This is a genomic window from Streptomyces sp. NPDC091412 (assembly GCF_044756885.1).
Lineage (GTDB): Bacteria > Actinomycetota > Actinomycetes > Streptomycetales > Streptomycetaceae > Streptomyces.
This window is the reverse complement of sequence record NZ_JBIVTV010000003.1, coordinates 443,531-456,402: the sequence shown is the minus strand read 5'-3', so window position 1 is coordinate 456,402 and position 12,872 is coordinate 443,531. Positions and strand designations below refer to the sequence as shown.

Genomic DNA, 12,872 nt, shown 5'->3' with positions numbered 1-12,872 from the left:
CCATCGTGTAATCCGTGATGTGCGTCTCACCACCCCCGAACGGGGGTGTGGTGGGCGGGAAGGTCCACGACGGTCCACGGCGAAGGGGCGAGCGGTGAGGACGGAGGCGTCCGGGGCGGCGGAGATCCGCGGTGCGCTGGTACGGCTGCGGCGTGCGACGGGCCTCCCGGTCGCCTTCGGCGGCCTGGTCGAGCCGGGCCGGCCGCGGGTGCGGATCAGCGAGCTGACCGGCACGACGACGCTCGCGCTCAGGGCGCTCGCGGTGAGTTCCGGCAACGGGCTCGGCGGCAAGGCGGTTGCGCTCGCCCGCCCGTGCGCGGTCACGGACTACTCGCTGTCCCCGCGGATCAGCCACGAGTACGACGTCCCGGTCGCCGCGGAGGGGCTGCGCTCGGTGCTGGCCGTGCCGGTGGTCGTACGGCGCCGGGTGCACGGCGTGCTGTACGGCGCGCTGCGCACGGCCCAGCCGCTGGGCGACCGGACGCTGAGCGCGGCCGTGGAGGCGGCGCGGGACGTGGAGCAGGCGCTGGTGGCGGAGGAGCAGGCGCGGGACCTGCTGGCGGCGTCCCGTGCGGCGCCCGCGCCTGACCCCGCGGACGGGGTCGCCTGGGAGCAGGTCCGCGAGGCCCACGCGGCCCTGCGCGCCCTGGCCCCGCGGATCGCCGACCCCGGCCTGCGCGCCGAACTCCTCGACGCCTGCGGCCTGTTGACCACGGCGGCTGCCCCGGTGGCGGGCGTGAGCCTGGCCCCCCGCGAGATCGACGTGCTGACCTGCGTCGCCGCCGGCGCGACCAACGCCGCAGCGGCGACCCGCCTGGGCCTGAGCCCGGAAACCGTCAAGAGCTACCTCCGCGCGGCCATGCGCAAACTGGGCGCCCACACCAGAGGCGAGGCGGTGGCGACGGCCCGCCGGGCGGGGGTACTGCCGTAGGGGCGGGGGACTTGGCCCGCGAGGGGTGCGGGGCTAGTGGCGGGTGGGCGGGGGCGCAGTCCGGTGGGCAGGCGCAGCCCGCGGCAAGCACAGCCCGGTGGGCAGACACAGCCCGGGAAGCGGGCATAGCCCGGTGGGCAGGCACAGCCCGGTGGCGGGCACAGCCCGGGAGGCAGGCACAGCCCGGTGGCAAGCACAGCCCGGTGGGCAGACACAGCCCGGGAAGCGGGCATAGCCCGGTGGGCAGGCACAGCCCGGTGGCGGGCACAGCCCGGGAGGCAGGCACAGCCCGGTGGCAAGCACAGCCTGGGAGGCAGGCACAGCCCGGTGGCAAGCACAGCCCGGTGGCAAGCACAGCCCGGGAGGCAGGCACAGCCCGGGTGGCGGACCTTCCGGCACCGGCCGGGGGCCGGGCTCCGGCAGGCGCCGGCGGAAACCCGCACCCCCGCGGGCCTACCGGCAGCGGGGGGCCGGGGCGTGGATCCTCCCCAGGTCGGGGTCAGGGCCCCGGCACGCGCCGGTGGGAGCGGCTTCCGTAGAGGCCGGTGGCCCGGGTGGGAAGGCCGGTACGGGAGTGTTCGTGGGGGTGTGGCGGGGGTACCGTCGGAGGGCTCTGCTCGTGGGGAGGCGTATTCATTCAGCGGTGCTTTGAATATGGGCCTGCTCCGGGCGCTGTTATTTCCCTCACCACCCTGGCTGTCCGAAATTCACGGGCGGGTTGCCTAGAATTTGGCCCGAACACGACACTCGAGGGGAGCGGTGACCGTGCGACGGGACTTCAAGGGCCCTGCGAGCTGCCGTTCCGACCTGGTCATCGGCCAGGAGGAGCCGTCCGCGGCGGCGCGGGAGCAGCTCGCGCGCGGTGGGAGTGTGCTGCTGCACGGGCCGGCCGGAATAGGAAAGTCGACGGTGCTGCGGGCATTGGCCGCGGAATATGCCCCGAACGCCCGCACCGTGTTGCGCTGCTCCGCCACCGAGTCCGAATCCCACCTGCCCTTCCTCGCCCTGGCCGACCTCTTCGGCCTGGTCCTGGACGAGGTGTCCGGAAAGCTGCCCGCCGCCCAGCACACCGCGCTGGAGTCCGCGCTCACCGGCCGCGGCGAGTCCACCCTCCAGCGCGACGGCCTCGCCCTGCGCCTGGCCGTGCTCTCCACGCTCCGCGCGCTCGCCGCGAAGGGCCCGGTCCTGATCGTCGCCGACGACCTCCAGTGGCTGGACTCGGCCAGCGCAGAACTCCTCGGCTTCGCCGCCCGGCGCCTCGGCGAGACACCCGTGCAGATGCTGTGCGCGGTGCGGACCGAGGAGGAGGAGTACGACCGCCATCTGCGCGCCTGCCCGCCCGACACCCTCTCCGTCCGGCTGGGCCCGCTGACCCGTACCCAGGTCTCCTCGCTGCTCGGCCACCGCGGCTACGCCGGCCTGTCCCGCTCCACGGTCCGCGACATCCACCGCACCAGCGGCGGCAACCCGCTGTTCGCGCTGGAACTGGGCCGCGCCCTGGCCGAGAGCCCCACCCCGCCCCGGCCGGGCGAGCCGCTGCCGGTGCCGACCTCGCTGCGCGCCCTCGTCCTGAGCCGGCTGGAGATGCTGTCGGACGAGGCCCGCCGCACCCTGCTGGTGGCCAGTGCCGGCGCCCGCCCCACCCCCGCCCTGCTGCACGCGGCCGGCCGCGGCAACGCCGAGGTCGAGTGCGCGCAGGCCGCCGAACTGGGGCTGCTGGCCACCGAGCCGGAAGACCCCGCCGTACGGTTCGCGCACCCGCTGATATCGGCCGCGCTCTACGCGGAGGCCCCCGCCCAGGAGCGGCGTGCCGCCCACGCAGCGCTGGCAACCGCCGCCCCCGACCCCATCGAGCGGGCCCGGCACCTGGCGCTGGCCACCACCGGCACCGACCCGGAGGTGGCCGCCCGGCTCGCCGAGGCCGCCGCGCTGGCCCGGGACCGCGGGGCGCCCTCGGTGGCCGCCTCGCTGGGCCTGCTCGCCGCCCGGCACACCCCGGCCGGCAGCGGGCCGGGACCGGACGGCCGGCGGTTGCAGGCCGCCGAGGACGCCATCACGGCCGGCGAGGTGGACCTCGCCCGGGACATCGCCCGCGAGGTGCTGACCCGGGCCACCGTGCCCGCCGAACGCGTGCGGGCCTGGATGGTGGTGATCGAGTCGGCCGGCCAGGCCCTCGGGGACGTCGACATCGTCTTCCCGCAGGCCCTGGCCGACGCGGGCGACGACCCGCGGCTGCTCGCCCTGGTCCACTACCAACTGGCCTGGCGCGGGCTGGTCGTGGAGGGCGACTTCGCCGAGGCCCGCCAGGAGGCCGCGCACGCCGCCGAACTGGCGGAGCGCGGCCGGGACCGGCGCACCGAGCTGATGGCGCTCGCCTTCCAGGCCTCCACCGAGACCCTGATGGGGCATCCGAACGCCCCCGCCACCATCAAGCGGGCGCTGAGGGAGCCTCAGGACCCGTACGTCGCCTGCCATCACAACGGCGTCGGATCGGCCCGCTACCGCTGGCTGCTGATGAGCGACCGGCTGGCCGAGGCCCGGGCGACCATCACCGCGCTGCTGCGCGAGGTCCGGCGGCGCGGCATGGTCGAGAGCGAGGTGCACTTCCTGCGTCTGCTCGCCGAGACCGAACTGCGCTCCGGCCACTGCGGCCGGGCCCTGGACCTGGCCCGCGAGAGTCTGCGGATGGCCCGGGACACCGGCATCGGCGAGAGCGCCTCGGCCACGCTGGCGTCCCTCGCCGAGGCCTCCGGCGGCAGCACCGACCGGGCGCTGGCCCTGGCCCGGGAGGCGGTGGGGCACGCCGAGGAGGACGGCGACCAGATGTATCTCTCGCGCGCCCTGACCGCCCTGGGGCACGCCCAGTTGGTGGCCGGGGACGACCAGGCCGCCGTGACGGCGCTGCGCCGGGTGCGGGAGCTGGAGCTGGGGCTCGGCATCACCGATCCGGCACGCGGCCGCTGGCACGGCGACCTCGCGGAGGCCCTGGTGCGGACCGGGGAGCGGGCCGAGGCCCAGCGCGTCATCGACGTGGCCCGCGAGCACGCGCTGCGGCTCGGCCGCGAGAGCGTGCTGGCCGTACTCGACCGGTCCGAGGCGCAGGTACGGGCGGCCCGCGGCGAACAGGACGCGGCCGTGGCCCAGTTGACGTCCGCGCAGGACCGGCTGGCGAAGCTCGGCAACGGTCTGGAGGAGGCCCGCGCCGCGTTCGCGCTGGCCCGGCTGCGCACCCTCGCCCCGGCCCTGGGAGTCGGCCGGGCAGGGGCGGCCCCCGTGCCTGGGCCGACGTCGTACGACGAGGCGGCGCGGCTGTTCCGGCGCTGCCGCGCGCTGCCGTGGCTGCGCCGGGTGGAGGAGGCCGCCGCCGCCCGGCCGAAGCAGCAGCCGGAGGTGGCCCCGGCGGCGCTGGACGGACTGGCGGCGATGGAGCGTCAGGTGGCGGCGCTGGTCATGGAGGGCGCGACGAACCGGGAGATCGCGGCGCGGCTGTTCATCAGCGTCAAGACGGTGGAGGCGACCCTGACCCGGGTCTACCGCAAGCTGGGGATCCGTTCGCGCGTCGACATCGTCCGATTGGCGGCAGGCCGGCGCGCGAAGTGAGCGCGGCGCGGGTTGACTGACCGCGTGGACGACCGCGTGAACGCAGTGAGGACCGGCACCGGAGCGCGCCGCGGGACGAGGGCGGACCACCGGGGCCCACCGGCGGCCACCGGGGTGGGACCGAGGGATTTCCCTGCCCGACTCCCCTAGGGAGTTCCCTCATTGGAGGAGGGTGGGCCCGGTCCTAGCGTAAGGGGCGTGCCGCTCGCCCGGGCACACGGGACCCGAACACGGACCCCACGGCCCCCGTGCTTCCCCGCCCGCGCGATCCCCCACCGGCCTGCCCCGAGGAGACGCATGTTCGGCCTCACCCGCGCCAGACGGACCGCCGCCGCGGTCGCGTTCGGCGCTGCCGCGGCCGCGCTGCCCACCGCCCCCTCGGCGGTCGCCGCCCCCAGGCCCGTCGTCGGTGGCACGACGACCACGACGGCGGAGTACCCGTTCGTCATGCAGATCACGGACGCGACCGGCGGCCAGTTCTGCGGCGGCACCCTGGTCGCGCCCATGAAGGTGGTCACCGCCGCGCACTGCGTGGTCGGCGAGACCCCGGGCAAGCTGCGGGTGGTGGGCGGACGCACTCACCTCGACGGCACGGACGGCACGGTCAGCGAGGTCAGCCGGATCTGGTTCGACCCCGGCTACACGGACGTCGTCGACGGCGGCGACGTGGCCGTGCTCACCCTGGCGACGCCGATGCCGTATGCCACGGCGGCGTACGTCTCCCCCACCGGCACCGGGGTGTACGCGCCCGGCATGACGGCCCGCGTCCTGGGCTGGGGCACCACGGGCGAGAACGGCGGCTCCTCCGGCCAGTTGCGGACGGCGACGGTACCCGTCGTGTCCGACACCGAGTGCCGCGACTCCTACGGCTCCGACTTCGTCGCGAGCGACATGGTTTGCGCCGGATATCCGTCCGGCGGCATCGACACCTGCCAGGGCGACAGCGGCGGTCCCCTGCTCATCGGGGGCGTCCTGGCAGGGATCACTTCCTGGGGCAACGGCTGTGCCGAGGCGGGCCGGCCGGGTGTCTACACCCGGCTGGCCTCCTTCTCCAGCCTCGTGACCGAACAGGTCCTGACCTGAGCCGTGCCCCGGTGAAAGCCAGGGGGCGTTGCGAGCCACCACGAGCGGCCCGCAACGCCCCCTTTCCATGGCCTCGTTGGCCCCGGCACCGCCACCACCGGGGTCCGCGTCCCGGCCGCCGGGCGCTCACCGCCCCACGACGGTCCCGAACCGTATGTCGTACGCCGCACCCGGGTGCAGGACGGCGAGCATGCGCTCGGCCTCCGCGGTCACGTCCTGCCGCTGGTCCCTGGTCAGCCGGCCGAAGGGCTCGATCACCAGCGTGTCGCCCTCCGGTTTCCACACCCCCGCCAGGAACCCGTCGACGAGGAGGGTGCGATGGGCCAGGTTCCCCTGCGCGTTGCGGCCCCGGTACCGCTCGGGCACCACGCGGGCGCGGTCGGCGTGGGACAGGAGCAGGTTGTCGAACTCGGGCAGGAAGCGGGGCGGTGCCGGGGTGTCCGGGTCGGGACGGGGAGCGTCGGGAAGGTCGAACAGTTCGGCGCCGCGGTCGTCCCGGAAGGTGACGAGCCGGGGGCGGAGGCGTTCGAAGACGGGGCGCATCCGGGTCAGGCCCGCCCAGGTCTGCATGTCCCGGACGGAGGCCGGACCGAAGGCGGCGAGGTAGCGCAGGACGGTGGCTTCCAGGGCGGTGGGGTCGTCCCCCTCCACGAGCCCTGGGGGGAAGCCCGTGGGCCGGCCGAGCCAGTGCTCCGCGGTCGTGAGGACGACCTGCCCGCTTCTGTCCCACAGTCCGCGCGGGGTGACCTGCACCAGCGGGAGCCGGCAGCGGGCGGCGACGCCGAGGGCCTGTGGGTCGGCGTCGGGCCACTCGGCGCCGAGCGCGGCGCGCAGTTGTGTCATCGTGCGCGGCTCGGTCTCGACGAGGTCGCGGACGAGCACGGTGAGCCGGTCGAGGTCGACGCCGTCCAGACCCTTGCGGAACTGGTTGAGTTCGCGTTCGCGAGCGCCCTGGACGAGCGGTCGCAGGGTGAGGCAGTCGTCGGCGGTGTGGGTGTGGATGGTCGAGCGCAGGGTGACGATGCGGACCGTCTCGCGGCCGGCCATCAGCTCCGACAGCCGCTCCGGCGCGAAGCCGTCGAGGCGGGCGGCGAGGGCGTAGTACGGCGGCTTGACGTTCTGCGCCTGAAGGCCCACCAGGTGCTCCACGGCCGCCTTGGCCGGCAGCGGTGCGCGGCGCAGCAGCAACTGCCGGTCGAGAGTCGCCCGGTTGAGGGCGTGCACGCCCAGCACGGGGGCCGACGCGGTGGTCGTCGTCTTCGTCATGTCCGCACGGTAGCGGCCCTTGAGGACAGCATCTGTCCTCTTTCGTCCGTCCTCCTTTTTCGTTTGTCCTCCGCCCTCTGCCCTCTTGCGTCAGGGTCCCGGCCCTCGGTCACCGGGGTCCTGGCCGCCGGGGCCGGCGGCGGGCGGTTCGGTGGCGTACCAGCCCGTCCAGTGGCGGACGGTGATCGCGATCACCGGTCCGTCCGGCGGGATCTCGCGGTACTGCGGGTACTTGCGCAGCAGCCGGGCGAGCGCGGTCCCGTACCGCACCACGGTCCGTTCGTCCTCCGCGTCGGGTGGCACGATCCGGGCGTCGCCGTCGGCGCGGGCCCACCACAGGCGGTTCCAGTCCTCGTCGTAGTCGTCCGCCAGCAGGGACACGGACCCGGTGGCCTCGATGTTCCGCAGGCGCTTGAGCCGGGTCGTGGTCTTCGGCTTGCGGTCGACGGCCGTCACGATGCCGTCGTCGCCGAAGGCAGCGAACACCGTGGGCACCAGGTACGGGCGGCCGGCCGCGTCCACCGTGGCCAGCCGCGCCACCCTGGCGGCGAGGAACCGGCGGCGTGCCTCGCCGGGGTCCATGCGGGGCACGGGCGTGCCTCCTCTCAGCCGTCCGTCAGGGCCCGCAGCACCTCCTCGTCCGTCAACTGCTCGAAGTCGTCGTACCAGACGCCCACGGCGGTGAAGGTGGGCGGCTGGTGGAGGCAGATCACTTCGTCGGCCTCGCCGCTCAGCGCGCGGACGGCGTCGGGGGCGCCGACGGGGACGGCGAGGACGGTGCGCGCGGGTGCGCCGCGCCGGACGTGCCGCAGCGCGGCGCGGGCGGTGGAGCCGGTGGCCAGGCCGTCGTCGACGACGATCGCGGTGCGTCCGCGCAGGTCCGGGGCGGGGCGGCCATGGCGGTAGCGCCGGGCTCGGCGGCGCAGTTCGGCACGTTCGCGCTCCACCACCGGGGCGAGGTCCTCCTCGGTCAGGCCGAGCAGGTGCAGGGCCGTCTTGTCGAACAGCGGCGGATCGTCCCCGGCGATGGCGCCGAGGCCGTACTCCTCCTGCGAGGGGGCGCCGATCTTGCGGACCACGACCACGTCCAGCGGGGCGTCCAGCACCCGTGCGACCTCCCGGGCCACCGCGACGCCGCCGCGGGGCAGCGCCAGCACCACGGGGTCGGGCAGTGCGCCCGCCTCGTACCGGGGGCGCAGCCGTTCGGCCAGTTGCCGGCCGGCCTGCGCGCGGTCACGGAACCTCATGGGCGTCTCTCCTTCCGCCCCGAGTGCCGGGTACCCCGCGGGGCCCGGCCGTCCACATCCCGCCGGCGCCGCCGGCCGGCCGGTTAGGCCGAGGTGTGAGGGGCAGTCGGAGAGGACTCACGGCAGACCGGTTCCCCGTAGGAGCAACAGTGTCGACAGGCCGACTCCCCGACCGCGAACAGCGGATCCTGAACGAGATAGAACGCGCCCTCAGCCGTGACCGCCGTCTGGTCCGGCGACTGCGGTCGGCGCGCAGACCACCGGCCCTCTCCCGGGTGGCGTCCTACGCTCCCGGGATGTGGACCGTGGTGCTGCTGGTGGCGGTCTCCGCCGCCCTCCTGACGGCCGGTGCCGTCACCGCGGAGCCGGGCGTGATCTGGGCGTTCGCGGCGGTGTGGCCGGTGACGCTGTTCTCCGTCCTGCGGCTGCTGTGCCGCCGGGCCGAGTCCTGACATACCGCCGACAGGCCCGGTCCCCGCCGTGGTGCCCGTTCGACCCGCCCAGACCTTCGCTTTCGATCAGTTATTCGACCCTGCTATACACCGCGTCTCTACACGCCGCATAGAGTCCCGGCATGCCTTGTGTGACCAGGAAAACGACGAAAACGGGGGCCCGGTTCCGGGCATCGACGGCACTGGCGGCACTGACGGCCGCGTGTCTCACGCTGAGCGGCTGCGCACGCGGCGGCACGGCGCCGAGCGCGGCCCGCGCGCACCCCGCGGCGGGCGCGCCGGCCGGGTTCGGCACGGTGGACTGCCGTCACGCCAAGTGCATCGCGCTGACCTTCGACGCGGGGCCGAGCGAGAACTCCGCCCGGCTGCTCGACATCCTCCAGGAGAAACAGGTACCGGCGACCTTCTTCCTGCTCGGTGCCCGGCACATCGAGAAGTACCCGGAGCTGGTCGTCCGCATGGCCGCGGAGGGCCACGAGGTGGCGAACCACACCTGGGACCACCAGATCCTGACCCGGATACCGGCGGAGCGCGTACGCGAGGAGATACAGCGCCCGAACGAGGAGATAGAGCGGCTGACCGGGCACAAGCCGACCCTGATGCGGCCGCCGCAGGGCCGCACCGACGACACCGTGCACCGGATCTGCGAGGAGCTGGGCGTGGCCGAGGTCCTGTGGAGCGTGACCGCCAAGGACTACACCACGACCGACTCCGCGCTGATCACCCAGCGTGTCCTCGACCAGTCCTCCCGGGACGGGATCATCCTGCTGCACGACATCTACGCGGGCACGGTGCCCGCGGTGCCCGGGATCATCGACGCGCTGAAGGAGCGGGGGTACGTCTTCGTCACCGTGCCGCAGTTGCTGGCGCCGGGCAGGGCGGAGCCGGGCAAGGTCTACCGGCCGTAGGACGACCCGCGGCACCGGGCCGCGCTCCTGACGCGTGGCCCGGTTCAGCCACCGCTGCCGAGACGGATCCGGTAGCGCTCCCCGTGATCGGGTGCATACGCGGAAGGGCCGGGCGATGAGCCAACCGTGTGAGCGGGAGGCGAACGCACAAGAGGAGGCCCCCGATTGCCTACGATCGTGGCGTGGTGAACTTCTCGCTCGAACGCACCGCGCCGCTCCCCCTCGACGAGGCGTGGCGGCGGATCACGCGGTGGTCGCGGCATGCCGACACGGTGCCGTTGACCCGTATCAACGTGGTCACGTCCGCGCCGACCCGGGAGGGCACGGTGTTCGTGGCCCGCTCGGGGATCGGTCCGCTCGGCTTCGACGATCCGATGGAGGTCACCGTCTGGCGCCCGCCGGCCGACGGCGAGCCGGGGCTGTGCCGGGTGGAGAAGCGGGGCCGAGTGGTGCTGGGCTGGGCCGAGTTCGAGGTGCGGCCCGGCCCCGGGGGCCGTACGCGGGTGGTGTGGCGGGAGGAACTGCGGGTCCGCTTCCTGCCGGGCCTGTTCGACGAACCCCTGCGCGGCGCGGCCCGGTCGGTGTTCGGGCGGGCGCTGAACCGGCTGCTCAGGCAGCCCTGAGAGGGCTGACGTACCGTCAGGCCACCCAGCCGATCCGCTCGGTGGCCGCGGGCACGCCGTCGTGGTGGATCGGGGTGTGCGCTCCGGTGAGGGACACACCGCTGCCGCCGCGCCGGTCGGCGACGATCTCGGAGGCGATCGACAGGGCCGTCTCCTCGGGCGTACGGGCGCCCAGGTCGAGGCCGATCGGGGACCGCAGCCGCGCCAACTCCAGCTCCGTGACGCCGACTTCGCGCAGGCGGCGATTGCGGTCGAGGTGGGTGCGGCGGGAGCCCATGGCGCCGACGTAGGCCACCGGAAGGCGCAGCGCCAGCTTGAGCAGGGGAATGTCGAACTTGGCGTCGTGGGTCAGGACGCACAGCACCGTGCGGGCGTCGACCCCGGTGCGGGCCAGGTACTCGTGCGGCCACTCGACGACGATCTCGTCGGCCTCCGGGAAGCGGGCCCGGGTGGCGAAGACGGGCCGGGCGTCGCACACCGTGACGTGGAAGCCGAGGAACTTGCCGATGCGCACCAGCGCCGAGGCGAAGTCGATCGCGCCGAAGACGATCATCCGGGGTGGCGGCACCGCGGACTCGACGAGGACCGTGAGCGGGGCGCCGCAGCGCGAGCCCCGCTCGCCGATCTCCAGGGTGCCGGTGCGTCCGGCGTCCAGGAAGGCGGACGCCTCGCCGACGACCGTGCGGTCCAGTTCCGGATGGCCTCCGAGGCCGCCCTCCCAGGAGCCGTCCGGGCGGACCAGCAGTGCCCTGCCCAGCAGCCGGGCCGGACCGGACACGATCCGCGCGAGGGCCGCCGCCTCCCTGCGCGCGGCGGCGGCCAGCGCGGAGGCGGCCACGGTACGGGCCGGATCGGCGGCCCGTACCGGTGTGACGAGGATGTCGATGACGCCGCCGCAGGTCAGTCCGACGGCGAAGGCGTCCTCGTCGCTGTAGCCGAAGCGCTCCAGGACGGTTTCGCCGTCCTCCAGCGCCTGCCGGCACAGCTCGTAGACGGCGCCCTCCACACAGCCGCCGGAGACGGAGCCGATGGCCGTGCCGTCGGCGTCGACCGCGAGGGCGGCACCCGGCCGGCGCGGTGCGCTGCCGCCGACGGCCACCACGGTGGCCACGGCGAAGTCGCGTCCCTGCGCGACCCACCGGTCCAGTTCCTCGGCGATGTCCAGCATCTGTCGGTCTCCTTGCGGCGGTCGTGGGGGGCGCGTCGGCGGCGGGTGGTGGGCGGTGGGCGCCGCTAGCGCACGCCCAGCCAGCTCTCGATGGGGCTGAGTGCGAAGTACACGAGGAAGACCGCCGTCAGGCCCCACATGAAGGCGCCGATCTCCCGGGCCCTGCCCTGGGCGGCCTTGATGGCGGTGTACGAGACGACCCCGGCCGCGACACCGGTGGTGATGGTGTACGTGAACGGCATCAGGACCACGGTGAGGAAGACCGGGATCGCGGTGGACCGGTCGGCCCAGTCCACGTGCCGGGCGTTCATCAGCATCATGGCCCCGATGACCACCAGCGCGGCGGCCGCGACCTCCTGCGGGACGATCGCGGTGAGCGGGGTGAAGAACAGGCAGGCCGCGAAGAACAGGCCGGTGACGACCGAGGCGAGGCCCGTGCGGGCGCCCTCGCCGACGCCGGTCGCCGACTCGATGAACACGGTCTGCCCGGATCCGCCGGCGACGCCGCCGATCGCGCCGCCCGCGCCGTCGATGAACAGCGCCTTGGACAGGCCGGGCATCCGGCCCTCGGCGTCGGCCAGCTTCGCCTCGGTGCCGACGCCGATGATGGTGGCCATCGCGTCGAAGAAGCCGGCCAGGACCAGAGTGAAGACGATCAGGCCGACCGTCATCGCGCCGACCTGGCCCCAGCCGCCGAACTCGACGTGCCCGAAGAGCGAGAAGTCGGGCATCGACACCGCGCTGCCGTGCAGTACGGGCGCGCCGCCCGCCCAGGCGCCGGACTTGATGACGCCCGCCCCGTTCAGGACGGCCGCCGCCACGGTGCCGCCGACGATGCCGATGAGGATGGCGCCGGGGACGTTTCGGACCTGGAGCATGAAGATCAGCAGCAGGGTGCAGGCGAAGAGCAGCACCGGCCAGCCGGCGAGTTCGCCGGCCGGGCCGAGGGCGAGCGGGGTGGACTTGCCCTGGTGCACGAAGCCGGACTTGTAGAAGCCGATGAGCGCGATGAACAGGCCGATGCCGATGGTGATGCCGTGCTTGAGCGCCTGCGGGATGGCGTTCATGATCATCTCGCGTAGGCCGGTGACCACCAGCAGCATGATGACCACGCCGTAGACCACGCACATGCCCATCGCCTGCGGCCAGGTCATCTGCGGCGCGACCTGCGAGGACAGGACGCCGGACACGGACAGGCCGGCGGCGAGGGCGAGCGGCACCCTGCCGACGAGGCCCATCAGCAGGGTGGTGAGGGCCGCGGCGAACGCGGTCGCGGTGATCAGGGCCTTCTGGCCGAGGGTGTCGCCGGCGACGTCCTTGCCGGACAGGATCAGCGGGTTGAGGAGCAGGATGTACGCCATCGCCATGAAGGTGGTGACGCCGCCGCGCACTTCACGCGCGACCGTGGATCCCCGCCGGGATATGTGGAAGTAGCGGTCGAGCCAGGACCGGCCCGCCGGGACGCGGCTGCCCGCGCCCGCGTCCTCGGCGGTGGTCCTCGGCTCCACTGACTGCTGGGTCATGGGGCCATCTCCCAAGGTTCACAGGGACACCCGACGCCGTCGACGGCATGCGGGATCTGGGAATGGACGAC

At 74.2% G+C, this 12,872-nt stretch carries 11 protein-coding genes; 6 read left to right on the top strand and 5 right to left on the bottom strand.

All coding sequences use genetic code 11. The features are described 5' to 3' along the window. Positions 1 to 94 precede the first annotated feature (94 nt). The 3 genes from ACIQMV_RS10120 (at position 95) to ACIQMV_RS10110 (ending at position 5,614) form a co-directional block, all read left to right on the top strand. A complete protein-coding gene (locus ACIQMV_RS10120; protein WP_402592277.1) occupies positions 95 to 931 on the top strand; it encodes a response regulator transcription factor in 837 nt (278 codons plus the stop codon). Positions 932 to 1,690: 759 nt separating this feature from the next. Then, complete coding sequence (locus tag ACIQMV_RS10115) at positions 1,691 to 4,531, top strand: AAA family ATPase (RefSeq protein WP_402592276.1); 2,841 nt, start codon at positions 1,691 to 1,693, stop codon at positions 4,529 to 4,531. A gap of 297 nt (positions 4,532 to 4,828) precedes the next feature. Next, entirely contained in the window at positions 4,829 to 5,614 is a 786-nt protein-coding gene (locus ACIQMV_RS10110) for a S1 family peptidase (protein ID WP_402592275.1), read from the top strand. Between the two features lie 126 nt (positions 5,615 to 5,740). Here ACIQMV_RS10110 and ACIQMV_RS10105 read toward each other — a convergent pair whose 3' ends face one another. From ACIQMV_RS10105 to ACIQMV_RS10095, 3 genes are all read right to left on the bottom strand, one after another. Continuing rightward, positions 5,741 to 6,880, bottom strand: a complete 1,140-nt coding sequence (locus tag ACIQMV_RS10105; RefSeq protein WP_402592274.1) for a winged helix DNA-binding domain-containing protein — start codon at positions 6,878 to 6,880, stop codon at positions 5,741 to 5,743. 90 nt (positions 6,881 to 6,970) lie between these two features. Next, positions 6,971 to 7,471 (bottom strand): TIGR03668 family PPOX class F420-dependent oxidoreductase, encoded by a 501-nt coding sequence (locus ACIQMV_RS10100; protein ID WP_141357024.1) that lies wholly within the window; start codon positions 7,469 to 7,471, stop codon positions 6,971 to 6,973. A 14-nt stretch (positions 7,472 to 7,485) separates the two neighbouring features. Next, positions 7,486 to 8,127: a phosphoribosyltransferase gene (locus ACIQMV_RS10095; protein ID WP_402592273.1), complete on the bottom strand. Its 642-nt coding sequence runs from the start codon at positions 8,125 to 8,127 to the stop codon at positions 7,486 to 7,488. Between the two features lie 149 nt (positions 8,128 to 8,276). On the opposite strand from ACIQMV_RS10095, the gene ACIQMV_RS10090 reads away from it, so the two are divergent. From ACIQMV_RS10090 to ACIQMV_RS10080, 3 genes are all read left to right on the top strand, one after another. Next, entirely contained in the window at positions 8,277 to 8,579 is a 303-nt protein-coding gene (locus ACIQMV_RS10090) for a DUF3040 domain-containing protein (RefSeq protein WP_141357028.1), read from the top strand. Between the two features lie 122 nt (positions 8,580 to 8,701). After that, positions 8,702 to 9,487 (top strand): polysaccharide deacetylase family protein, encoded by a 786-nt coding sequence (locus ACIQMV_RS10085; protein ID WP_402592272.1) that lies wholly within the window; start codon positions 8,702 to 8,704, stop codon positions 9,485 to 9,487. A gap of 182 nt (positions 9,488 to 9,669) precedes the next feature. Further along, positions 9,670 to 10,110: an SRPBCC family protein gene (locus ACIQMV_RS10080; protein WP_141357032.1), complete on the top strand. Its 441-nt coding sequence runs from the start codon at positions 9,670 to 9,672 to the stop codon at positions 10,108 to 10,110. Positions 10,111 to 10,126: 16 nt separating this feature from the next. On the opposite strand, the gene ACIQMV_RS10075 is transcribed toward ACIQMV_RS10080, so the two are convergent. Next, entirely contained in the window at positions 10,127 to 11,278 is a 1,152-nt protein-coding gene (locus ACIQMV_RS10075) for an XdhC family protein (RefSeq protein WP_402592271.1), read from the bottom strand. Positions 11,279 to 11,343: 65 nt separating this feature from the next. Then, positions 11,344 to 12,801 carry an NCS2 family permease gene (locus tag ACIQMV_RS10070; protein ID WP_402592270.1) on the bottom strand — a complete coding sequence of 486 codons (1,458 nt, stop codon included), beginning with the start codon at positions 12,799 to 12,801 and terminating at the stop codon, positions 11,344 to 11,346. Positions 12,802 to 12,872: the final 71 nt, after the last annotated feature.